The sequence below is a fragment of the Stutzerimonas kunmingensis genome, assembly GCF_032106285.1.
Classification (GTDB): domain Bacteria; phylum Pseudomonadota; class Gammaproteobacteria; order Pseudomonadales; family Pseudomonadaceae; genus Stutzerimonas; species Stutzerimonas kunmingensis_B.
This window is the reverse complement of sequence record NZ_DAMCPO010000001.1, coordinates 13,922-35,633: the sequence shown is the minus strand read 5'-3', so window position 1 is coordinate 35,633 and position 21,712 is coordinate 13,922. Positions and strand designations below refer to the sequence as shown.

The window sequence follows — 21,712 nt, the reverse complement described above, 5'->3', positions numbered from 1 at the left end:
AATGGCGGGCGCAACGCCCGCCGGCACACTTCAGAGCGGTTTCTCGAAGATCTTCGAATTACGCTGGAAGTTGTACAACGAAGCCCGCGCGGCCGGCAGACGGTCGACGCTGATCGGCTCGAAGCCGCGCTCCTGGAACCAGTGCGCGGTGCGTGTGGTGAGCACGATCAGCTTCTTCAACCCCAGCGCCCGGGCACGCTCCTCGATGCGTTCGAGCAGCTCATCGCCGCGACCGCCGTGGCGGTATTCCGGATTGACCGCCAGGCAGGCAAGCTCGCCGGCATCCGAGTCGGAAATCGGATAAAGCGCCGCACAGGCGATGATCAGGCCGTCACGCTCGACGATGCTGAACTGCTCGACCTCGCGCTCCAGCACCTCGCGCGAGCGCCGCACCAGGATGCCCTGCTCCTCCAGCGGCGTGATCAGGTCGATCAACCCGCCGACATCCTCGATGGTTGCCTCGCGCAGCTGCTCGAACTGCTCCTGGGTTACCAGCGTGCCGCCGCCATCGCGGGTGAACAGCTCGTTGAGCAACGCACCGTCGTCGGCGTAGCTGACCACATGACTGCGCCGCACGCCGCCGCGACAGGCCTGCGCGGCGGCGTCGAGCAGCTCGGCCTGGTACTGGCTGCCGAGGCGTTCGACATAGGCCGGAATCTGCTGCGGACGCAGCTCGCGCACCAGCTTGCCGCTTTCGTCGAGCAAGCCCGGCTCGGCGCCGTAGAGCACCAGCTTGTCGGCCTGCAGATCGATGGCCGCGCGCGTGGCGACATCCTCGCAGGCCAGGTTGAAGATCTCGCCTGTCGGCGAATAACCCAGCGGCGACAGCAACACGATGGTGCGCTCGTCCAGCAGCCGGCCGATGCCCTTGCGGTCGATACGGCGTACTTCGCCGGTGTGATGCAGATCGACGCCATCGAGCACGCCGATCGGCCGCGCGGTGACGAAGTTGCCACCGGCCACGCGCAGTCGCGCGCCCTGCATCGGCGACGCCGCCATATCCATCGACAGCCGTGCCTCGAGGGCGATGCGCAACTGGCCAACCGCGTCGATCACGCACTCCATGGTCGGCGCGTCGGTGACGCGCAGATCGCGATGGAAGCGCGGTTCGATGCCACGGGCGGCCAGGCGCGCCTCGATCTGCGGACGCGAGCCGAATACCAGCACCAGGCGTACACCAAGGCTGTGCAGCAGCACCAGGTCGTGGACGATGTTGGCGAAGTTGGCGTGCTCCAGGCCGTCGCCCGGCAGCATGACGACGAAGGTGCGGTCACGGTGCGAGTTGATATAAGGCGAGGAGTCGCGAAGCCAGGTGACGTAGTCGTGCATGTAAAAGCCTTCGTGGCGGTTCTGTTCGTCTGTATTGGAGTCAGTTCGCGGCGGTCTGCGGCTGCAGGCAGTAGTGCTCGATCATCCGACGCAGCAGCTGCACGGTCGGTTCGATGCGATCGAGCTGCAGGTATTCGTCGGGCTGGTGCGCGCAGGCGATGTCGCCGGGCCCCAGCACCAGCGTTTCGCAGCCGAGCTGCTGAAGATAAGGCGCTTCGGTGGCAAACGCCACCGCCTCGGCCTGGTGCCCGGTGAGGCGCTCGGCCAGGCGGACCAGCTCGCTTTCCGCCGTCTGCTCGAAGGCTGGCACCGCGGGGAACAGCGGCGCCAGGTCGATCTTGACCTGATGTTGTTCGGCCAGCGGCTGCAGGCGCTGGCGGATGATCGTCCGCAGCTGCTGCGGGTCCATGCCCGGCAGCGGGCGCAGATCGAACTCCAGCGAACATTGCCCGCAGATGCGGTTGGGGTTGTCGCCACCATGGATGCAGCCGAAGTTGAGCGTCGGCTTGGGCACGTCGAACAGCGGGTTGTCGTATTCGCCCTGCCACTGGCGGCGCAGCGTCATCATCTCGCCGATCACGCCGTGCATGGCTTCCAGCGCGCTGTGACCATAGGTCGGGTTCGACGAATGCCCGCTCTGTCCGAGGATATCGATGCGCTCCATCATGATGCCCTTGTGCAGGCGTACCGGGCGCAGGCCGGTGGGCTCGCCGATCAGCGCCGCGCGCCCGAGCGGCCGGCCGGCTTCGGCCAGGGCACGGGCGCCAGACATCGAACTCTCTTCATCGCAGGTGGCGAGAATCAGCAATGGGCGGCGGAACGGCTGCTCCAGCAGCGGCCGAACCGCCTCGATGATCAGCGCGAAGAAGCCTTTCATGTCGCAGCTGCCGAGGCCGTACCAGCGGTCATCGGCCTCGCGCAGCTTCAGTGGATCGGACTGCCACAGCGCGGCATCGAACGGCACGGTATCGCTGTGCCCGGCCAGCACCAGCCCGCCGGGACCACTGCCATAGCTGGCGAGCAGGTTGAATTTCCCCGGCGCGACTTCCGGCGTTTCGCAGGTGAAGCCCAGCTCACCGAGCCAGGCCGCGAGCAACTCGATCACAGGACGATTGCTCTGATCCCAGCCCGGCTGCGTACAACTGACCGAGGGTGCCGCGAGGAGCGCAGCGAACTGCTCCTTGAATGATGGAATGGGCACCGGCTACCTCCGTGATGCAATCGGAACGAGCCTGCAGTGAAGCATGAAACGCGCCACGGCGGGACCCACAAACGAAAACGCCCCGCCGAAGCGGGGCGCAGACGGCATCGGCCGGAGTTACGTGAAGATGAATTTGAGCACGGTGAAGAAGACGATCGCCAGGAATGCACCGGCCGGCAGGGTGATCAACCAGGACATGAAGATCGAGCCCACGACACCCAGGTTCAGCGCACCGATACCGCGCGCGATACCGATCCCGAGAACCGCTCCGACCAGCGTGTGAGTCGTGGAGACCGGCAGGCCGATGGCCGATGCGCCGACCACGGTTGTCGCGGTAGCCAGTTCGGCGGCAAAACCGCGGCTTGGCGTCAGCTCGGTGATTTCCTTGCCGATGGTGGCGATCACCTTGTAGCCGTAGGTGGCCAGACCGATGACGATACCTATCGCACCGAGCAGCAACACCCAGCCCGGCACGGCGGACTTGGCCGCGATGTCGGCGGCGCCGCCGGACTCGATCACACCGACGATGGCGGCCAGCGGACCAACCGCGTTGGCGACATCGTTGGCGCCATGGGCGAAGGCCATCGAGCAGGCGGTGAAGATCATCAGCACGGCGAACACCTTCTCCACGCTGGCGAAGTGGAAGGTCTTGTCGGCCTCGACGTCGACCTTGATCCGCGAGAGCAGTGCGATACCCACGAGCATCACCAGCAGGCCGATGCCGAAGGCCAGCAGGATGCCCTGGCCGCTGCTGAGGGTCAGACCGACATGTTTGAGGCCCTTGGTGACCGTCATCAGCGCGACCATGAAGCCGGTCAGGAACATGTACAGCGGCACGAAGCGCTTGGCGTTCTCGAACGGATGATCGGTATTGATGATCAGCTTCTGCACACTCATGAACAGGCCAAAGGCGACGATGCCGGACAGCATCGGGGTGACCACCCAGCTGGCGACGATCGGGCCGATGGCGTCCCAATGCACCGCATCGGTGGACACACCCACCGCGGCGAAGCCAATCACCGCGCCGATAATCGAATGCGTGGTGGAAACCGGCCAGCCTTTCATGGTGGCGATCAGCAGCCACGTGCCGGCGGCCAATAGCGCCGACATCATTCCCAGCACCATCAGGTCAGGGGAAATAACCTCTGCGTCGACGATACCGTTCTTGATCGTCTCGGTGACTTCGCCGCCGGCCAGGTAGGCGCCGCAAAACTCGAAGATCATGGCCACGACGATGGCCTGCTTGATGGTCAGTGCCCGAGAACCGACCGAAGTACCCATGGCATTGGCCACGTCGTTGGCGCCCACGCCCCAGGCCATGAAGAAACCGAATGCGCAGGCAAGGATCAGGAGTACGAAGCCGTAATCCGCAATAAGAGACATAAGGAATTACCTGTTGAACCCAGAAAGGATGCTGGCGCCTCAGCGCGCCAGCAGTTGTTCCAGACGGTTACCGACGCGCTCGGCGCGGTCGGCTACATCACCGATCCATTCGATGATCTTGTAGAGAAAGATCACGTCGACTGCTGGCAAATCCTTTTCCAGGTGGAACAGCGCACGGCGAACCGTGATCTGCATGCGGTCGGTTTCCCGCTCGATTTCCTCGAGTTCTTCGACCATCTTTTCGACGAGGGTGGCTTCGCGGCCGCTGAAGCCGGTTTCCAGCAGCGAATCCAGTTCCTTCAGCGCCTTCAACGCCTGGGCGCTGGCATCCACGGTGCGTTGCACGTAGGCGAGCATCTGCGGCTGCAGTGCCTGCGGGATGGTCATGCAGCGACCCAGCATCAGGCCGGCGATGTCCTTGGCGCGGTTGGCGATCTTGTCCTGTACACTCAGCAGGTCCAGCAGATCGGAGCGCGGCACCGGCAGGAACAGGCTCTTGGGCAGGTGCTGGCGAACGCTCTTCTTGAGCTTGTCGGCTTCGTTTTCCAGCTGCGACATCTGCTGCTGAATCTGCTCGACCTTCTCCCAGTCTTCGGCCATGACCGCCTGGAATAGCGGTACCAGGTTCGCTGCACACTCATGCGACTTGGCCATATGCTGCTGCATCGGGCCGATTGGCGAACGTCCGAACAAGCTGACGAAAGGATTGACTGGCATAGGGTAAAGCCCCGGCTTGAAAGAGGCGGCAAGTATACGGACAGGCCATCACGCCTGCTACCGTGCGTCATCAGGCTGCAACATCCACACATCATAGGCACCCAGTCGGCACCATGCAGAAAGAAACCGAAATCAAGCTACGCGCCAGCCGCGAAACCCTGCTCGCCCTGCGCGATCATCCGCTGCTGAAGAAGCGCAACAAGAGTGGCTGGTCGCGCCATGAGCTGTTCAACCAGTATTACGACACCGCCGAGCGCGACCTCGCCCAGGCCCGCGTCGCGCTGCGCCTGCGCCGCGACGGCGAGCAGTTTATCCAGACCCTGAAAAGCCGCGGCCAGAGCGTCGCCGGGCTTTCCGAGCGCAACGAGTGGGACTGGTATCTGGACAAGGCCAAGCTCGACACCAAGAAGCTTGGCGACGACTGCTGGCCGGCCAGCCTCGCCGAGCTGGACAAGAAAAGCCTCAAGCCGATCTTCACCACCGACTTCGTGCGCGAGAAAGCTGAAATTGCCTGGGGCCGTGGCAAGACCAAGGTGGTGATCGAGGCGGCGCTGGATCTCGGCCAGGTCAAGGCCGGCAAGCAGTCCGAGGAAATCTGCGAGCTGGAGCTCGAGCTGCGCCAGGGCGATCCGGAAGCGCTGCTGGAATTGGCGGCAGAGCTGGCCGCCGACCTGCCGCTGATGCCCTGCGACATCAGCAAGGCCGAGCGCGGTTATCGACTGCATGACGCCGATGGCTACAATCTGCAGCTGCCGGCGCCGGCACTCGACGCTACGATGCCGCTGGATGACGCGGTGGTAGCCCTCGGCTGGCAGCTGCTGGGTAACAGCCAGCGTCTGGCTGAGCAGTACCGCTTCAATGGCCGCTGGAAACTGCTGAGTGACTGGCTGCAGCAACTGATCGAGCTGCGCGCCCTGCTCGGCAGCCTCGGCCAGGCCGCCCCGCGCGCCAGCAGTCGTGAGCTGCGTGAACTGCTCGACGCGCTCATCCAGGACTGGCGCCCACGGGTCGAAGCCGGCCAGGACGATGAAGGCGTGCGCAAGGCCGCACCAGTGCAGTTCGCCGAGGAACTGGGCCAGACCCGCTGGGGCCTGCTGTCGCTGAAAGCTTCGCTGTGGCTGCTGCAGCGCAGCTGGACCGAAGGCCGCAATGCGCGCGGCGATCGTCAGGGCGCTGCCGAGCTGGGCAAGTGGCTGCTGCATCTGCTGGCGGAAGAAGCCAAGGCCCTGCAACTGCCGCGCTACCAGCAACAACCCGAAGACCTCGCCGAACAGAGCCCGCGCATGGAGCGCCTGCTGGTCTGGTTGCATCTGGCCCGCAGCGTGCTGGAGTTGCCGGAAGTCGATCGACTGTACGGCGAGCTGGCCAAGCTGCATGAACTGGCCCGCCAGCCCATCGACGAGCAAGCGCTGGAAATGCGCGTCGAGCAGGCGCACCTGGTCTGGACGCTCAAAGCCTGGAAGCAGCTGGAGAAATAACGCCCCAAGACGGCGCAAGCTGCTCAAAGTTGAACCCCGGCGGCAGACAACGCCGGGGCTTTAGCGGCAAGCTTGGCTTTTCCCGCCGCCGCGTCGAAGGAATCCCATGTCCGTGCTGAACTCGCCCTCCCAGGACCGCCCTCTCGATCTCGCCGATCTGTTGCGCGAGCTGGTCGCCCAGGGGCGGGTCGCGCAGGACAGCGCCGAACAATGCCTGACGGTCCGCCGCAGCGCGGTGGCCAACCAGCAGCATCCGCTGGAATTCCTCGCCGCGCAGCAGCTTGATGATCTGCAGCGGCCGGGCAAGAAGCTCGATCTGGAAACGCTGACCGTCTGGCTGGCGGAACGCGCCGGTCAGCCGTATCTGCGCATCGACCCGCTGAAGATCGACGTCGCCGCCGTCACCCCACTGATGTCCTACGCCTTCGCCCAGCGCCACAGCATCCTCGCAGTGGCGGTGGACAACAGCGCCGTCACCATCGCCAGCAGCCAGCCCTTCGTGCACGGCTGGGAAGCCAACCTGACCCACGTGCTCAAGCGCCCGATCAAGCGCGTGGTGGCCAACCCGAGCGACATTCAGCGCTTCACCGTCGAGTTCTACCGCCTGGCCAAGTCGGTCAGCGGCGCCAGTGGTACCGATCAGAAAATCAGCGGCGTCGGCAATTTCGAGCAGCTGCTCAACCTCGGCGCCAGCGATCAGGAACCGGACGCCAACGACTCGCACATCGTCAACATCGTCGACTGGCTGTTCCAGTACGCCTTTCAGCAGCGCGCCAGCGATATCCACATCGAGCCACGCCGCGAGCAAGGCACCGTGCGCTTTCGCATCGACGGCGTGCTGCACAACGTCTACCAGTTTCCACCGCAGGTGACGATGGCGGTGGTCAGCCGACTAAAGTCCCTCGGCCGGATGAACGTCGCCGAGAAGCGCAAACCGCAGGATGGCAGGGTCAAGACCAAGACGCCGGAAGGCGGCGAAGTCGAGCTGCGCCTGTCGACGCTGCCCACCGCGTTCGGCGAGAAGATGGTGATGCGTATCTTCGACCCCGAAGTGCTGCTCAAGGGCTTCGACCAGCTGGGCTTTTCCGCCGACGACCTGCGCCGCTGGCAGAGCATGACCAGCCAGCCCAACGGCATCATCCTCGTCACCGGGCCGACCGGCTCGGGCAAGACCACCACGCTCTACACCACGCTCAAGCAGCTGGCGACGCCCGAGGTGAACGTCTGCACCATCGAGGACCCGATCGAGATGATCGAAGGCGCCTTCAACCAGATGCAGGTGCAGCACAACATCGACCTGACCTTCGCCAGCGGCGTGCGCGCGCTGATGCGTCAGGACCCGGACATCATCATGGTCGGCGAGATCCGCGACCTGGAAACCGCCGAGATGGCCATCCAGGCCGCACTGACCGGCCACCTGGTGCTCTCCACCCTGCACACCAACGATGCCCCCAGCGCGATCACCCGCCTGCTGGAACTGGGCGTGCCGCACTACCTGCTCAAGGCCACACTGCTCGGCGTCATGGCCCAGCGCCTGGTGCGCACGCTGTGCCCGCACTGCAAAGCGCCGATGCAGCTGGATGCAGACGACTGGAGCGCATTGACCAAACCCTGGAACGCCCCGCTGCCGACCACCGCGCAACGGGCGGTAGGCTGCCTGGAATGCCGCGACACCGGTTTCCGCGGTCGCGCCGGGGTCTACGAGATCATGCTGCTGAACGACGCGATCAAGCCGCTGATCACCGCCGACACCGACATCGTCGCCCTGCGCCGCCAGGCCTTCAAGGACGGCATGCGCAGCCTGCGCCTCTCAGGCGCCCAAAAGATCGCCGCCGGCCTGACCACCGTGGAAGAAGTGCTGCGGGTGACGCCGCAGAGCGAGCAGAAATAGCCGGAGGCGCGAGGCGTTTGTAGGGTGGATGTCGCTTTTTACATCCACCACAACTCCGTCCGGTGGATCGATGAAGCGTGATCCACCCTACGCCAGCTCGGACCGCACCTGCGTCAGTGCCCGCACTTGCGCCGATGACGCCGACCCTTGCGACGATTCGAATGCTGCATCAGCCGCCCGAACGTGCAGCGAGAATGGTCGCCACCTCGTTGGGCTTGCAGTTGAGATACGCCGAGGATTGCAGCCATTGCTGGTCGGGGTACCAGGAGAACATGAACTGGCCGCCCTTGAGGCTATCGACCACCATCCGCGCCACCTCAGGCCGTACCGCCGGGCAGCCCTGGCTGCGGCCGATGCGGCCCTGGGTGGCGATCCAGGAAGGATTCACGTAGGCCGCCGGGTGGATGACGATGGCGCGCTCGCGGGCGCGGTCATTGATTCCCGGCTCCAGACCGTCCATGCGCAGCGAGTAGCCATGCTTGCCGCTGTAGCTTTCGGCGGTGCGGAACAGACCGATGCTGGACTGGTGACTGCCAACCGTATTGGAGAACTGCGTGGCGTGGTTGTCGCCGGACTTCTGGCCATGGGCGACCAGGTCCTCAAGCAACAGCTCCTCCTTTTCCAGATCGAAGATCCACAGCCGTCGCTCGCTGGAGGGCAGCGAAAAATCGATCACCGCCAGACGCTGGGCAGCACTTGCACCGTTGTTGACGGCGCATTGCATGGCCGCGACGGCGTGGGTTAGAACCTCGCGATCGAGCGTGGGCGCCAATCGGGCCAGGCTGGCGACCATCGGCTGATAGGTTGCACCGGCCGCCCAGACAGGCGAAGCGAGAACGAAAAGTCCCGCCGCCAGGCAGGCACGTCGAAGCATGGACATCATCGAGCAAGCAACCTCGTCGGGCCCGGCCTGACGACTTCCTGTCTGGCCGGCGCCGCATCCTCGCTGCCGAACACAGCAGCAGCGCAACGAAGCCGGACGGGACGAACGTGCGCCCAATGCCCGGCAGGATATGTTTTTATGGGCCCGAAAGAATGCCGGCAGACACCGGAACGGCGGCCCTACAGGCGCGCAGTCTAGCAGTCACGGGAATGGCCTGGAGCGATAAATTGTTCAAAAAATGTGCATTCCGTCTTGCCGTCTGGCTCTGCCTCGCCCCGCTCGCGGCCTCGGCAGAGCCGCTCGTCGCAACGCCGACGCCGCTCGAAACCGCGCTGATGAGCCTGCCAGAGCGCTGCACGGCGATGCCGGACAGGCTGGAACCAGAGGCGCTGCAGCGCCTGTCGGCATTCTATGCAGCCGTGCATCACCAGCCGGTGTGGAATTCCTATGCGACGCTCGACGGTTTGCTCCAGCAGCTCGCGCAACTGGCCGATGACGGCCTGGACCCTGTGCAATATCAGCCGGCACGCATACGCGAGCAGCTCTATCAGTCGTCGACCGCGCCGCTGCATCGCGAATGCGCTGACATCCTCACCAGCCACGCCTATCTGGAAGCGCTGCACCATCTGGCCCGTGGTCGCCTGCGCCAGGCTGATGTCGAGCCGATCTGGCGCAGCCCCGACGCCGCGGAGCGCGACGATAGCCAGCAATTGCTGCAGATCGCCGTGCAGGGCCTTACCGATCTGCCGCGGGCCTTCGAGCGCGCCCGCCCGGCCCTTGCGCTGTACCGCGACTTGCGCGCCGCCTATGCGCGGTTGCGCCTGGCGCCGCTGCCGGCCTGGCGGCCATTGCCGGACGGCACGACGCTGCGACCCGGAATGAGCGATGAACGTGTGCCGCTGCTGCGCGAAATGCTGCTCGCCGGCGCCGCCAGTACGGCGGCGCTGGAGCCGCGCTACGACGACGAGCTGGTCGAGGCGGTGCGCCGCTTTCAGACGCGACATGGTCTGGAAGCCGACGGCGTGATCGGCGCCGGCACTCTGGCCGCATTGAACGTCAGCCCGGCCAGCCGTCTCGATCAGGTGCGTATCAATCTGGAGCGCCTGCGCTGGATCAGCCGCGACCTCGAGCCGCAATCGCTGCTGGTGGATATCGCCGGAGCACGGCTGATCTACTACCGCGACAGCTGTCCGTTCTGGCAGACGCGCACCCAGGTCGGCCGCCAGATGCGGCAGACGCCGCCGCTGAAATCGCAGATCACCCGACTCACGCTCAACCCTACCTGGACCGTACCTCCGACCATCCTGCAGCAGGACAAGCTGCCGTTGATCCGCGAGGACGCCGGCTACCTCGCGCGTCACGGGATGCGCGTGCTCGATGCTCAGGGCAACGACCTGGACCCGGCCAGCATCGACTGGCATGCACCGCGCAACATCATGCTGCGCCAGGAGGCAGGTCCGGCCAATCCGCTCGGACAGGTGGCGATCCGCTTCGCCAACCCGTTCTCGGTGTACCTGCACGATACGCCGAGCAAGCCGCTGTTCGATCTCAGCCAGCGTGCCCTCAGCTCCGGCTGCGTGCGCGTCGAAGGGGCGCTGCAGCTGGTCGATCTGCTACTCGACGAAGACGAGCGCGAGACCGTCGCCAGACTGCTGCAGTCCGGCAAGACCCACGAGTACCGCCTGGCGCGCCGCACGCCGATCCTGATGGCCTACTGGACCGCGGCCGTCGACGACACCGGCCAGCTGCGCTATCGCCCGGACATCTACCAGCGCGATGCCGCGCTCCTCAGGGCGCTGGACGCGGCGCGTTAGCGCAACGCTGACGACCCGGTGCGGGCACCCGCGAGGCGTTCCGTTCGTCGGGAGTTTCGTCGCCTGCTGCCTGAACCAAGCAGGCTCGGCGTAGTCTTTTGCTGACCGCTCGACACACCCGCCGCTGAAGGGTGGTCGACTGACAGCCCCGTCTGAATTACTCAGTGCCATGGATAGCCGAGCAGGACACCTTGAACGCCGAACACAGCGCCCTCACAGCGACCTGGAATGAAGCTGAACGGCTGATCGCATTGGCTCGTTATGCCGCGCTCGACGCCTCGTGCGACGCGGAGCTGGATGAGCTTGCCGCCATGGCTGCGGACCTCTGTGCCTGTCCGGCGGCGGCGATCCATTTCATCGATGACCAATACCAGTACTGTAAGGGCGCCTTCGCGCTCCAGCGCGAGCCCGTTCCGCTCGCGCGCTCGCTCTGTGCCCGCGCGATCCTGCAATCCGAGCCGCTGATCACCAGGCACAGCGGCGAGCTCAGCGCACCCGTGGAAATGCCACGTCTCGCCGCAGGCGAGCCCGCTCGCTTCTATGCCGCGGCGATCCTGCGCGACGACGACGGCCTGCCGCTGGGTACGCTGTGCGTCTGCGACCGCCAGCCACGCGAGCTCTCGCCGCGTCAGGGCGCGCAGCTGCAGGCACTGGCACGCCAGGTCATGGCGCTGCTGGAACTGCGGCGCTTGCGCGGCGAAGACGCGCGCAGCCGCCAGATCATCGACAGCGCCCAGGACTACGCCATTCTCGCCAGCGACCCGCGCGGGTGCATCACCAGCTGGAACAGCGGTGCGCAGCGCATGCTCGGCTGGACTGCCAAAGAGATGATCGGCCAGCCACTCGCCCGCATCTTCACCGAAGAGGATTGCGCACAACACGCCCCTGAGCAGGAAATGCGCACGGCAAGCGAGAAAGGCAGCGCCATCGATGAACGCTGGCACCAGCGCAAGGACGGTTCCCGCTTCTGGGCCAGTGGAGTGCTCACTCCGCTTTTGCACGACGGCAAGCCGCAGGGCTTCGTCAAAATCCTCCGCGATTTGACCGAAGCGCGGCTGCAGCAGAGCTTCGCCCGGGAAATGGAGGAGCGCTACCGCACGCTGGTCGACCTCAGTCCACAGGTGGTCTGGCAATGCGATGCCGATGGCAGCCTGAGCTATTGCAACAGCTACTGGTGCGAATTCACCGGCCTGGACGAGCAGCAATCACGTGGCGACGGCTGGCTTGTCGCGGTCTCCGCGAACGATCGCCAGCGTACGGCCGAACAATGGCAGGCCGCGCTGCAACGCCAACTACCGTTCAAGCTCGAACTGCTCCTGCGCGACATCGATGGCCAGCCGCGCTGGTTCCAGGTCAGCGCCGCACCGATCTACGATGCCGACGGACAATTGCTGCACTGGGTCTGCGTGGCCCAGGACGTCGACAGCCGCCGGCGCTCGGAGATGCAGCGGCTGGAGAGCGAAGCCTTCACCCGCCTGTTGCTGGATTCGGCCAACGAAGGTTTCTACTCCATCGACCGCGGTGGCATGGTCACCCTGTGCAACGATGCCTTCCTCAACCTGCTGGGCTTCGCCAGCCGCGAGGAAGTGCTAGGCCGCCAGCTGCACCATGTGATCCATCACAGCCATCCGGACGGCAGCCCCTACCCGGTGCAGGACTGCCCGATCCAGCACACCGCCACAACCGGCGAACCACGCCACGTCGAGCACGAACTTTTCTTCCGCGTCGACGGCAGCAGCCTGCCGGTGGAATACCGGGTGGCGCCGATCTACCGCGACGGCGAGCTGCAGGGCGCCATCTGCACCTTTAGCGACATCAGTGAGCGCACCCAGCACCAGGCATTGCAGGCCTTTCTTCTCGAACTGAGCGATTGCCTGCAGGCTTGCAGCGAGCGGGTCGATGTCTGCTGCGTACTCGACGAGCGCCTGGCCCGGCTTACGCACTGTGACTGCATCGCCTGGGGGACCGTGAAGGACGGCACGCTGGCCGTGAAACAGGAATGGCTGGCTGTGGATGCTCCGAGCCGGATAGGGCGTCATGGCCTGAAAGCGGACGCCGCCGGTTTCATCGACCGCCTGCCAGACGAAAACCTGGTCGTGCTCGAGGAAGACACGTCAGGCAGTGACTCGCTGCTGCAACATCTGGCCGCCCGCTCGGTCCTGTTCACCGAGCTGCCAGGTGTCGAGTCCGGCACCCAGCCCGCGCTGCTCATGTTCGTCCGCAGCCAGCCGCTGCCCTGGAGCCCGGATGACATCGGCCTGGCGCGCGAGGTGCTGGAGCGCATCCGTGCCGCGGCCGAGCGCATGCGGGCCAGCAAGGCCCTGCGCGAAGCCGAGCAGCGCATCAGCCTCGCCAACGAGATCGCCTCGATCGGCGTCTGGGAATACCGCGACAGCCATCATTCGCTGCACTGGGACGCACAACTCAAGGCCATGGCCGGGCTGGCGCCGGATGAGCCGGGGCTGGGTGTGCACGAGATTCTTGCGCGGATCCATCCGGACGACCGCAGCGTGCTGCTCAAGGCGCTGGGCGAGACCCTGGCGGGACGTGGCGACGGCGAGTTCCAGCTCGACTACCGCATCTTCGATACCCGCATCGGTGAGTTCGTCTGGCTCGCCAATCGTGGCCGCCGGCTCGTCGATTCCAGCGGCAAGGTGCGCATCCTCGGTACCGCGCGCAACATCACCGCCGAACGCAACGCTGCCGAACGCATGCTGCGCATGAACGAGATGCTCGAAGAGCAGATCAAGGATCGCCAGCAGGCCGAGCAGCGCCAGACCGCGCTGATCGAACTGGGCGACCTGCTGCGCGAGCAGCACGACAGCCAGACCATTGCGCATGCCGCGGTGAGCGTGATCGGCCGCACCATCGGTGTTTCCCGCGTGCTGTTCGCCAGTGTCGATGCACCGAGCCAGAGCGCCACCATCGAGCGCTACTGGAGCGACGGCAGTTCGGACAGCAGCAGCGAAGTGGTGCATTTCGCCGATTACGGGGACTTCTTCTACGATCTGCAGGAAAACGAACTGGTCGTGATCGAAGACGTGCTGCACGACGCCCGCACTGCAAGCCATGCGGAGAACTTCGCCGAAAGCCAGATCCGCAGCATCGTCTGCGTCCCGCTGTTCGAGCAGGGCCGCATTTCCGCCGTGATGATGCTGCTCGAAGAACAGCCGCGCGCCTGGCTCGACGACGACATCTCGTTCATCCGCGAAGTCGCCGACCGCGCCTGGACCGCCGATGAGCGCATGCGCGCCGAACGCGCATTGCGGGAGAGCGAAGAGCAGTTCCGCACCCTCGCCGACAACATGAGCCAGTTCGCCTGGATGGCCGACCCCAGCGGCCACATCTACTGGTACAACAAGCGCTGGTACGACTACACCGGCACCACCGACGAAGCCATGCGCGCCCTTGGCTGGCGCACGGTGAACCACCCGGACCATCATGAGCGGGTCAGCGCCTCGATGAAGCGCGCCTTTGCCATCGGCTCGATCTGGGAAGAAACCTTTCCGTTGCGCGGCAAGGACGGCAAGTACCGCTGGTTCCTCTCCCGCGCATTGCCGATTCGCGACGACTTCGGCCAGGTTACCCACTGGTTCGGCACCAATACTGACGTCACTGCCCAGGTTGCCGCCGAAGAGGCGCTGCGCGAGCTCAACGACAGCCTCGAGCGCCGGGTTGCCGAACGTACCCGCGAGCTGGCGGCGATCAACAGCCGGCTGCACATCGAGATGGCCGAGCGCGAGCGCGCCGAAGAAGCGCTGCGCCACGCGCAGAAGATGGAAGCCATCGGGCAACTCACTGGCGGCCTGGCGCACGACTTCAACAACATGCTGACCGGCGTGCTCGGCGCGCTCGACCTGATCCAGCGGCGTGTCTCCGGCGGCAATACCGGCGATCTCGACCGCTACATCGACGCCGCGACCACCTCGGCCAACCGTGCCGCGGCGCTGACCCATCGCCTGCTGGCCTTTGCCCGTCGCCAGTCGCTGGACCCCAAACCGGTCGACGTGAACCTGCTGGTGGTGTCGATGGAGGACATGCTGCGTCGCACCATGGGCGAGCACATCCGCCTGGAAGTCGAGCTGCAGGCAGATGTCTGGCTCGCTTACACCGACGGCCACCAACTGGAAAACGCCCTGCTCAACCTGGTGATCAATGCCCGGGATGCCATGCCCGATGGCGGACGCCTCGGGGTGAACACGCGCAATGTACGGATCCAACAGCGCCAGCCGGACGCCCCCGAACCGGGCGACTACGTGGTGCTGAGCGTCACCGACAACGGCTCCGGCATGTCGGCTCAGACCATCGCCAAGGCATTCGATCCATTCTTCACCACCAAACCGATCGGCCAGGGCACCGGCCTAGGCCTGTCGATGGTCTACGGCTTCGCCAAGCAGACCGGTGGTCACGTGCGCATCGACAGCACGCTGGGCGAAGGCACGCAGGTCATCCTCTACCTGCCGCGCAACGAGGCCCGGGACGAGCTACCGCCTGCAGCGTCGCAATCGACGGAGGTGACCAGCGCGACGAACGGGGAGATCGTGCTGGTGGTGGAGGACGAGGCCGCCGTGCGCATGCTCGTCGTGGAGGTGCTGCAGGAGCTGGGCTACCAGGTGCTGGAAGCAGTCGATGCGAATGGCGCGCTGCCCTACCTGCACGGCGATCGGCGCCTCGATCTGCTGGTCACCGATTTCGGCCTGCCCGGCCTGAACGGACGGCAGCTGGTGGAAAGCGCGCGACAGCACCGCCCCGAACTGAAGGTGCTGTTCATCACCGGCTACGTACCGGACGACGAGATGCGTAACGACTTCCTCGCACCCGGCATGGATATCCTCGCCAAACCGTTCAGCATCGACATCCTCGCCGCCCGCATCCGGCGCCTGATCGACGGGCGCGACTAGCGACAACCGGAACTCTCCTTCGCCCATCGCACTCTCAGAAGAACGATAGCAAGGAGGTTTCCGCTCATGCGCAAGACACTTTTCGCAGCGTTCACCCTGGCGTTGGTGCCGGTTGGTAGCGCCGTAGCCGATGGCCTGGTCCGCGACATTCTCTCCTCGGGTGCGACCACCGCATCCACCTACATGACCTTCAAGGACGACAAGCTGGTGATACCTGCGCGCGAGGATGCAGGCAGCTTCGTGGCCAGCAACGGCGAGATCCGCGGCCCGTATCTGGAAGCCATGCTGCAGCAACTGCGCAGCGAGCAGCCGCAGCTGGAAGCCACCGACATGGAGCTGGCCAGCGCGATCCTCGCGGCCGAACAGCTTCAATAGCGGCACGCTGAACCCATTCACGCATTCATTCGAGGTCAGTTCATGAAGAAGAGCGCTTCCGCCGTCTGGCAAGGCGGCCTGAAAGACGGCAAGGGCACCATCAGCACTCAGAGCGGTGCACTGAAGGACAACCCCTACGGCTTCAACACTCGCTTCGAAGACACGCCGGGGACCAATCCGGAAGAGCTGATCGGCGCGGCCCATGCCGGCTGCTTCTCGATGGCGCTGTCGATGATGCTGGGCCAGGCCGGGCTGACCGCCGAACGCATCGAAACCCGCGCCGAGGTCACACTCGACAAGGATGGCGAAGGCTTCAGCATCACGGCTATCGATCTCACCCTAAAGGCGCGGATTCAAGGCGCGGATGACGCGCAGTTCCAGCAGATCGCCAATCAGGCGAAGGAAGGCTGCCCGGTATCCAAGGTACTCAACGCTCGCATCAGCCTGAACGCGACGCTGGAAGGCTGACAGCGCCTCCATCGCGCGAAGCTCGGGCGCAAAAAAAACGCCACACCGTTGCCGGTGTGGCGTTTTCGCATCCGGGGTAGCTATCAGCCGCGGATGTTGTAGATGTCCTTCTCGTTCAGCTCGGCGTATTCATACAACCGCTTGAGATAGGCACTCTGCTGCTCCCACACCTTGGCCGCCACCGGATCGGCGTTTGCAGAGGCGTCGACCACTTCAGCCGCCACTTCCTTCAGGCGGGACAGCACTTCGTCCGGCAGGCGGCGTACTTGGACGCCCTGCTCGCGCAGTTGCTCCAGCGCTTCCATGTTCTTGGCGTTGTAGTCATCGAGCATGTCGCCGTTGACGTCACGCGCCGCGGCACGAACGATGGCCTTCAGATCATCCGGCAGGGTTTCCCAGGCCTTGAGATTGACGTCCAGCTCGAAGGTGACGTTCGGCTCCTGCCAGCCCGGGGTGTAGTAGTACTTGGAAGCCTTGTGCAGGCCCAGGGCCAGATCGTTGTACGGGCCGATCCACTCGGTGGCGTCGATCGCGCCGGTCTGCAGGGCGGTGAATATCTCGCCAGCCGGCATGTTCACCACGGTACCGCCCATCTTGGTCAGCACTTCGCCGCCCAGGCCCGGGGTACGCATCTTCAGACCCTTGAAGTCGTCGACCGAGTTGATTTCCTTGTTGAACCAGCCGGCGGTCTGCACGCCGGTGGCACCACAGGCCATCGGCAGTACGCCGTAGGGCTTGTAGACCTCTTCCCACAGCTGCATGCCGCCGCCACGATGCAGCCAGGCATTCATTTCCTGCGCGTTCGGGCCGAACGGCAGCGCGCAGAAGAACTGCGCCGCCGGGACCTTGCCTTTCCAGTAGTAAGGTGCGCCATGACCCATTTCGGCGGTGCCGCGCGATACCGCGTCGAACACTTCCAGCGCCGGGACCAGCTCGCCGGCGGCATAGACCTTGACCTTCAGCCGGCCACCGCTCATTTCGTTGACCAGATTGGCGAAGCGCTCGGCACCGACGCCTACGCCCGGGAAGTTCTTCGGCCAGGAGGTGACCATCTTCCAGTTGAATGTCTGCTGTTCGCTGGCCTGCTTGCTTTCGCCCGCTGCCGGCTTCTCGCTCTTGTCATTGCAGCCAGCCAGAGCGGTTGCTGCCAGGCCTACGCCAGCGGCGGTGAGAATGTCACGACGTTTCATGAGGTTACTCCTTGTTATTTGTTCTTATTGCGCAACGGCAAGGCTACGCTTTTTGCCGGACCGCCTTGCGCCTTTCGTTCCGTTTCGAGTCCCTGAGTCAGGCTGACCGCTGGCTCGTACGGCGAAACCTGCGCCGGAAATGCATCCGCCACTCCGGGCTCGACTAACATTAGAGCCTCCGGCGCCTCAAGCCTAGCGCATAAGCTAAAAGTCGTAGGCCGATTGCTGCAAAGCGCCAGTACTGCAAGAATCGCCCTCTCCCGCCAACCTTGCGTCTCCTAAGAAGGACTACAAATGTCCCAGAGCCCCCCGCCCCTGCTGCGCGTGGCTGGCCTCATCGATGCGTTCAACATGCGCCTCGGCCAGCTCTGTGCCTGGATCACCCTGTTTCTCGTCATCGGTACCGCCGTCGTGGTGGTCCTGCGCTACGGTTTCGGCATCGGCGCCATCGCCCTGCAGGAAGCGGTAATGTACGGCCATGCGCTGGTGTTCATGGGCGCCGCCGCCTGGACCCTGCAGCGCAACGGCCACGTTCGCGTCGACATCTTCTATCAGAAGTTCAGCAGTCGCAGGCAGACCGTCGTCGACGGTCTTGGCCACCTGCTCTTTCTGCTGCCGGTCTGCCTGTTCCTCGGCTGGAACAGCTGGGACTACGTCACCAGTTCCTGGGCGACTCACGAAGGTTCCAACGAGTCGGGCGGGCTGAAGTTCGTCTACCTGCAGAAGAGCATCATCCTGCTGCTGGTCGGCAGCCTCGCCCTGCAGGGCCTTTCCGACCTGATCAAGGCCGGCTACCGCCTGGCCGGTCGTTTGCCTGAAGCAGAGCAGGAGGTGAAGCATGGGTGAAATCATGGCCATCCTGCTGTTCATCAGCATCTGCTTCGCCCTGATGTCCGGTTATCCGGTCGCCTTTACCCTTGGCGGCATGGCACTCCTGTTCGCCGGCATCGGCGTGGTCACCGGCTCGTTCGACGTGGGTTATCTGCACGCGTTGCCGAACCGCATCTTCGGCATCATGAACAACCAGACGATGCTGGCGGTACCGCTGTTCGTCTTCATGGGGGTGATGCTGGAGAAATCGCGCGTCGCCGAAGACCTGCTGGAATCGATGTCGCGGCTGTTCGGCACCATGCGTGGCGGCCTGGCGATTTCGGTCTGCGTGGTCGGCGCGCTGCTTGCGGCCAGCACCGGTATCGTCGGCGCCACCGTGGTCACTATGGGCCTGCTGGCACTGCCGACCATGCTGCGTCGCGGCTACGACCCGGCGATCGCTACCGGCACCCTCGCCGCCACCGGCACCCTCGGTCAGATCATTCCCCCCTCGATCATCCTGGTCCTGCTCGGCGACGTGATGTCCAGCGCATTCCAGCAGGCACAGCTGAAGATGGGCATCTTCTCGCCGAAGACCGTGTCGGTCGGCGACCTGTTCGTCGGCGCGCTGATCCCGGGCCTCGTGCTGGTTGGCATGTACATCCTCTACCTCATCGCGGTAGCGATCTTCCAGCCGAAGAAGCTGCCCGCCTTGCCGCAGGAAGAACTGGGGCCGATCGAATGGGGCAAGCTGATCGGTGCGCTGCTGCCACCGCTGGCGCTGATCACCGCAGTGCTCGGCTCGATTCTCGCCGGTTACGCCACACCGACCGAGGCTGCGGCGATCGGTGCCCTGGGCGCGACCTTGCTGTCGATCGCCAAGGGCCAGCTGAATTTCGCCCAGCTCAAGCAGGTAGCCTTCGGCACCACCGAAATCACCTCCATGGTGTTCCTCATCCTCATCGGTGCGTCGCTGTTCTCCCTGGTGTTCCGCGGCTTTGGCGGTGAAGTGCTGATCGAAGATGCCCTGCATTCGCTGCCTGGCGGTGTGCTCGGCGCGTTCCTGGTGGTGATGCTGGTCATCTTCCTGCTGGGCTTCATTCTCGACTTCATCGAGATCATCTTCGTGGTGGTGCCCATCGTCGGCCCGATCCTGCTGGCCATGGGCCTGGACCCGGTCTGGCTCGGCGTGATGTTCGCCATCAACCTGCAGACCTCGTTCCTCACCCCTCCCTTCGGCTTCTCGCTGTTCTACCTGCGCGGCGTCACACCCCGCAGCGTACCGACCAGTGTGATGTACAAGGGCGTGCTGCCGTTCATCCTGATCCAGATCGGCATGCTGGTAGTGGCCTACATGTGGCCCGGAATCGTTACCTGGCTACCGGAACAGGTCTACGGCCAGTAACTGCAACTGCAACGCCCGTCCCTCGACGGGCGTTGTGCTTCCTACCGCAGCATCCCGCTACAATCGGCTCCCGCCCGAACGCCTGCCCGCCGATGACAGCCTCCCCTTCTCTGCTCGAACGCTTCCAGGCACTCGACCGTTTCCTGAGCGCGCACCAGGCTCTCTGGCGTCCGCGTCCATTCGTCTGCCGAAGCCTGCCCTGGGAAAACGACTACCCTGAGCTCGCCGCCTGGCTCCGGGCACGCTCGCTGGCCGACGCCGAAGCTGCGCACAACCAACCAAGCGAACTCGCCGCACCGGCACCTTTCCCGCAGCTGGCTGCGATCGCCTGCGAGCTGAGCCAGATCGACGAACTGCCCGCAAGCGAGCCGCCGGCTGTGGCTCATCGCCAGAACCTCGACATACCGGGACGCAAATCGCTGCAGATCCAGGCATTCGGCGCGCGCCTGCACTTTCGCGAAACGCCGCGGCACTGGCTCGACTGGTGCTCCGGTAAAGGTCATCTCGGCCGGCATCTGGCCAGAAACGGCGCCGCACTGACCTGCCTTGAGTGGGACGAAGTGCTGGTCAACGCCGGCGACCAGCTGAGCGAACGACTCGGCGTCGAGGCGACGCACCGCTGCCAGGATGTGCTGGCTTCCGATGCAGGGGACCAGCTGCACGCCACGCATACGGCAGTCGCCCTGCATGCCTGCGGCGACCTGCATGTTCGCCTGCTGCAACTGGCCGTCGCCAAACAATGCCGCCAGCTTGCGGTGGCACCCTGCTGCTACAACCGCATCACCGATGAGCAGTACGTCCCACTGTCACAGACAGCCGGCGCTTCGTCCTTGCAGCTCACGCGCGATGACCTCGGTTTGCCTTTGAGCGAAACCGTCACCGCGGGCGCACGCGAACGGCGCAACCGCGACCAGTCCATGGCCTGGCGCCTGGGCTTCGATACCCTGCAGCGCCGCCTGCGCCAGCAGGACGAATACCTGCCGACCCCGTCGCTGCCCGGCGCCTGGCTGAAGAAAGACTTCGCCGACTACTGCCACGACCTCGCCACGCTCAAGCAACTACCCGCGCCCGGTGACGAGGACTGGCCGGCACTGGAGCGCACAGGCTGGCAGCGCCTGGCCGAAGTTCGCAACCTGGAATTGGTGCGCGGCTTGTTCCGCCGCCCACTCGAACTCTGGCTGTTGCTCGACCGAGCATTACTGCTGGAAGAACAGGGCTACCGCGTTCGGCTGGGCACCTTCTGCCCCAGCCAACTGACGCCGCGCAACCTGCTGTTGCTCGCCGAACTCGACGCGCCCGCGCAGAATGTGACGCGGCCTGAATAAGCGACCGCAAGTCACCGTAATCAAACGGTTTACTCGTCGCGCGCAATGGATATAATGGCGACCCTCAAATGCCGGTATAGCTCAGCTGGTAGAGCAACTGACTTGTAATCAGTAGGTCCCGGGTTCGACTCCTGGTGCCGGCACCATAGAAATCAACGACTTAGGCTCACCGCAAGGTGGGCCTTTTTCGTTTCTGCTCAACACTTTGCTCAACACATCGTCGGAGCTGTGCATCAGTCGACAACTGAAGCGCTTCCCTGACCCATCGTGGCGAAATCCTAAACCTACAAGAATGTGGTCGAATTCCAGCCCAAAAAGCTTTCACAGAACGGCACAGTGTTTCTACACATCACAAGGAGCACCTGCCATGCCACACGAAATCTTCCTGACTAGCGCCGAGCTCTGTCAGCTGCTGCGCTGCAGCAGCACGACCCTCTGGCGTATGCGACAAAACCCCGGTTTTCCGCAACCACGCCATTTTGGGCGGCGCCTTTTGTGGGTACGCAGGGACGTTGAACACTTCCTCACGCTCGAAGCCTGAC

General features: G+C 64.5%; 16 protein-coding genes and 1 tRNA gene. 11 read left to right on the top strand and 6 right to left on the bottom strand.

The annotated features are described in order from the left end of the window. Positions 1-30 precede the first annotated feature (30 nt). The 4 genes from argA to RT582_RS00110 form a co-directional block, all read right to left on the bottom strand. On the bottom strand, positions 31-1,329 hold the full coding sequence (gene argA / locus RT582_RS00125; RefSeq protein ID WP_014821979.1) for an amino-acid N-acetyltransferase: 1,299 nt from the start codon (positions 1,327-1,329) through the stop codon (positions 31-33). 40 nt (positions 1,330-1,369) lie between these two features. Then, positions 1,370-2,530 (bottom strand): acetylornithine deacetylase, encoded by a 1,161-nt coding sequence (argE, locus tag RT582_RS00120; protein ID WP_104098221.1) that lies wholly within the window; start codon positions 2,528-2,530, stop codon positions 1,370-1,372. Positions 2,531-2,647: 117 nt separating this feature from the next. Then, positions 2,648-3,913 carry an inorganic phosphate transporter gene (locus tag RT582_RS00115; RefSeq protein ID WP_014821981.1) on the bottom strand — a complete coding sequence of 422 codons (1,266 nt, stop codon included), beginning with the start codon at positions 3,911-3,913 and terminating at the stop codon, positions 2,648-2,650. A 39-nt stretch (positions 3,914-3,952) separates the two neighbouring features. Continuing rightward, complete coding sequence (locus tag RT582_RS00110) at positions 3,953-4,630, bottom strand: TIGR00153 family protein (RefSeq protein ID WP_031298440.1); 678 nt, start codon at positions 4,628-4,630, stop codon at positions 3,953-3,955. A 113-nt stretch (positions 4,631-4,743) separates the two neighbouring features. Between RT582_RS00110 and RT582_RS00105 the strand changes: the two genes are divergently transcribed. Together RT582_RS00105 and RT582_RS00100 are read left to right on the top strand one after the other, a co-directional pair. Beyond that, on the top strand, positions 4,744-6,108 hold the full coding sequence (locus RT582_RS00105) for a CYTH domain-containing protein (RefSeq protein WP_125898178.1): 1,365 nt from the start codon (positions 4,744-4,746) through the stop codon (positions 6,106-6,108). Positions 6,109-6,214: 106 nt separating this feature from the next. Beyond that, the gene (locus RT582_RS00100) at positions 6,215-7,999 is read left to right on the top strand and encodes a GspE/PulE family protein (protein WP_014821984.1); all 1,785 of its coding nucleotides are present in this window, start codon (positions 6,215-6,217) and stop codon (positions 7,997-7,999) included. Between the two features lie 169 nt (positions 8,000-8,168). Here RT582_RS00100 and RT582_RS00095 read toward each other — a convergent pair whose 3' ends face one another. Beyond that, positions 8,169-8,882: a murein L,D-transpeptidase catalytic domain family protein gene (locus RT582_RS00095; protein ID WP_313476092.1), complete on the bottom strand. Its 714-nt coding sequence runs from the start codon at positions 8,880-8,882 to the stop codon at positions 8,169-8,171. Between the two features lie 209 nt (positions 8,883-9,091). On the opposite strand from RT582_RS00095, the gene RT582_RS00090 reads away from it, so the two are divergent. The 4 genes from RT582_RS00090 to RT582_RS00075 all read left to right on the top strand — a co-directional run bounded on the left by RT582_RS00090 (position 9,092) and on the right by RT582_RS00075 (position 16,440). Further along, a complete protein-coding gene (locus RT582_RS00090) occupies positions 9,092-10,696 on the top strand; it encodes a L,D-transpeptidase family protein (RefSeq protein WP_313476089.1) in 1,605 nt (534 codons plus the stop codon). Between the two features lie 191 nt (positions 10,697-10,887). Then, positions 10,888-15,597, top strand: coding sequence for a PAS domain S-box protein (locus RT582_RS00085; protein ID WP_313476088.1), 4,710 nt, complete (start codon positions 10,888-10,890; stop codon positions 15,595-15,597). Between the two features lie 66 nt (positions 15,598-15,663). Beyond that, the gene (locus tag RT582_RS00080; protein WP_014821988.1) at positions 15,664-15,972 is read left to right on the top strand and encodes a DUF2388 domain-containing protein; all 309 of its coding nucleotides are present in this window, start codon (positions 15,664-15,666) and stop codon (positions 15,970-15,972) included. A gap of 42 nt (positions 15,973-16,014) precedes the next feature. Beyond that, positions 16,015-16,440 (top strand): OsmC family protein, encoded by a 426-nt coding sequence (locus RT582_RS00075; RefSeq protein WP_104098215.1) that lies wholly within the window; start codon positions 16,015-16,017, stop codon positions 16,438-16,440. A gap of 83 nt (positions 16,441-16,523) precedes the next feature. Here RT582_RS00075 and RT582_RS00070 read toward each other — a convergent pair whose 3' ends face one another. Beyond that, a complete protein-coding gene (locus RT582_RS00070) occupies positions 16,524-17,630 on the bottom strand; it encodes a TRAP transporter substrate-binding protein (protein ID WP_313476086.1) in 1,107 nt (368 codons plus the stop codon). A 294-nt stretch (positions 17,631-17,924) separates the two neighbouring features. Between RT582_RS00070 and RT582_RS00065 the strand changes: the two genes are divergently transcribed. From RT582_RS00065 to RT582_RS22420, 5 genes are all read left to right on the top strand, one after another. Further along, a complete protein-coding gene (locus tag RT582_RS00065) occupies positions 17,925-18,476 on the top strand; it encodes a TRAP transporter small permease subunit (protein WP_023447031.1) in 552 nt (183 codons plus the stop codon). Further along, the gene (locus tag RT582_RS00060) at positions 18,469-19,845 is read left to right on the top strand and encodes a TRAP transporter large permease (RefSeq protein ID WP_125860971.1); all 1,377 of its coding nucleotides are present in this window, start codon (positions 18,469-18,471) and stop codon (positions 19,843-19,845) included. The genes RT582_RS00065 and RT582_RS00060 overlap by 8 nt, the downstream gene beginning before the upstream one ends. 92 nt (positions 19,846-19,937) lie before the next feature. Beyond that, positions 19,938-21,170 carry a methyltransferase gene (locus RT582_RS00055; RefSeq protein WP_313476084.1) on the top strand — a complete coding sequence of 411 codons (1,233 nt, stop codon included), beginning with the start codon at positions 19,938-19,940 and terminating at the stop codon, positions 21,168-21,170. 70 nt (positions 21,171-21,240) lie between these two features. After that, positions 21,241-21,316: transfer RNA gene (locus RT582_RS00050), tRNA-Thr, on the top strand. A gap of 146 nt (positions 21,317-21,462) precedes the next feature. Beyond that, entirely contained in the window at positions 21,463-21,711 is a 249-nt protein-coding gene (locus RT582_RS22420; RefSeq protein ID WP_126527058.1) for a helix-turn-helix transcriptional regulator, read from the top strand. The last annotated feature ends 1 nt before the right edge of the window (position 21,712 follow it).

What these genes read in the sequence shown, in the direction of transcription:
- argA (WP_014821979.1), bottom strand. Translation starts at nt 1,329, where the DNA reads ATGCACGACTACGTCACCTGGCTTCGCGACTCCTCGCCTTATATCAAC.
- RT582_RS00115 (WP_014821981.1), bottom strand. Translation starts at nt 3,913, where the DNA reads ATGTCTCTTATTGCGGATTACGGCTTCGTACTCCTGATCCTTGCCTGC.
- RT582_RS00110 (WP_031298440.1), bottom strand. Translation starts at nt 4,630, where the DNA reads ATGCCAGTCAATCCTTTCGTCAGCTTGTTCGGACGTTCGCCAATCGGC.
- RT582_RS00105 (WP_125898178.1), top strand. Translation starts at nt 4,744, where the DNA reads ATGCAGAAAGAAACCGAAATCAAGCTACGCGCCAGCCGCGAAACCCTG.
- RT582_RS00100 (WP_014821984.1), top strand. Translation starts at nt 6,215, where the DNA reads ATGTCCGTGCTGAACTCGCCCTCCCAGGACCGCCCTCTCGATCTCGCC.
- RT582_RS00095 (WP_313476092.1), bottom strand. Translation starts at nt 8,882, where the DNA reads ATGATGTCCATGCTTCGACGTGCCTGCCTGGCGGCGGGACTTTTCGTT.
- RT582_RS00090 (WP_313476089.1), top strand. Translation starts at nt 9,092, where the DNA reads ATGGCCTGGAGCGATAAATTGTTCAAAAAATGTGCATTCCGTCTTGCC.
- RT582_RS00080 (WP_014821988.1), top strand. Translation starts at nt 15,664, where the DNA reads ATGCGCAAGACACTTTTCGCAGCGTTCACCCTGGCGTTGGTGCCGGTT.
- RT582_RS00075 (WP_104098215.1), top strand. Translation starts at nt 16,015, where the DNA reads ATGAAGAAGAGCGCTTCCGCCGTCTGGCAAGGCGGCCTGAAAGACGGC.
- RT582_RS00070 (WP_313476086.1), bottom strand. Translation starts at nt 17,630, where the DNA reads ATGAAACGTCGTGACATTCTCACCGCCGCTGGCGTAGGCCTGGCAGCA.
- RT582_RS00065 (WP_023447031.1), top strand. Translation starts at nt 17,925, where the DNA reads ATGTCCCAGAGCCCCCCGCCCCTGCTGCGCGTGGCTGGCCTCATCGAT.
- RT582_RS00060 (WP_125860971.1), top strand. Translation starts at nt 18,469, where the DNA reads ATGGGTGAAATCATGGCCATCCTGCTGTTCATCAGCATCTGCTTCGCC.
- RT582_RS00055 (WP_313476084.1), top strand. Translation starts at nt 19,938, where the DNA reads ATGACAGCCTCCCCTTCTCTGCTCGAACGCTTCCAGGCACTCGACCGT.
- RT582_RS22420 (WP_126527058.1), top strand. Translation starts at nt 21,463, where the DNA reads ATGTGGTCGAATTCCAGCCCAAAAAGCTTTCACAGAACGGCACAGTGT.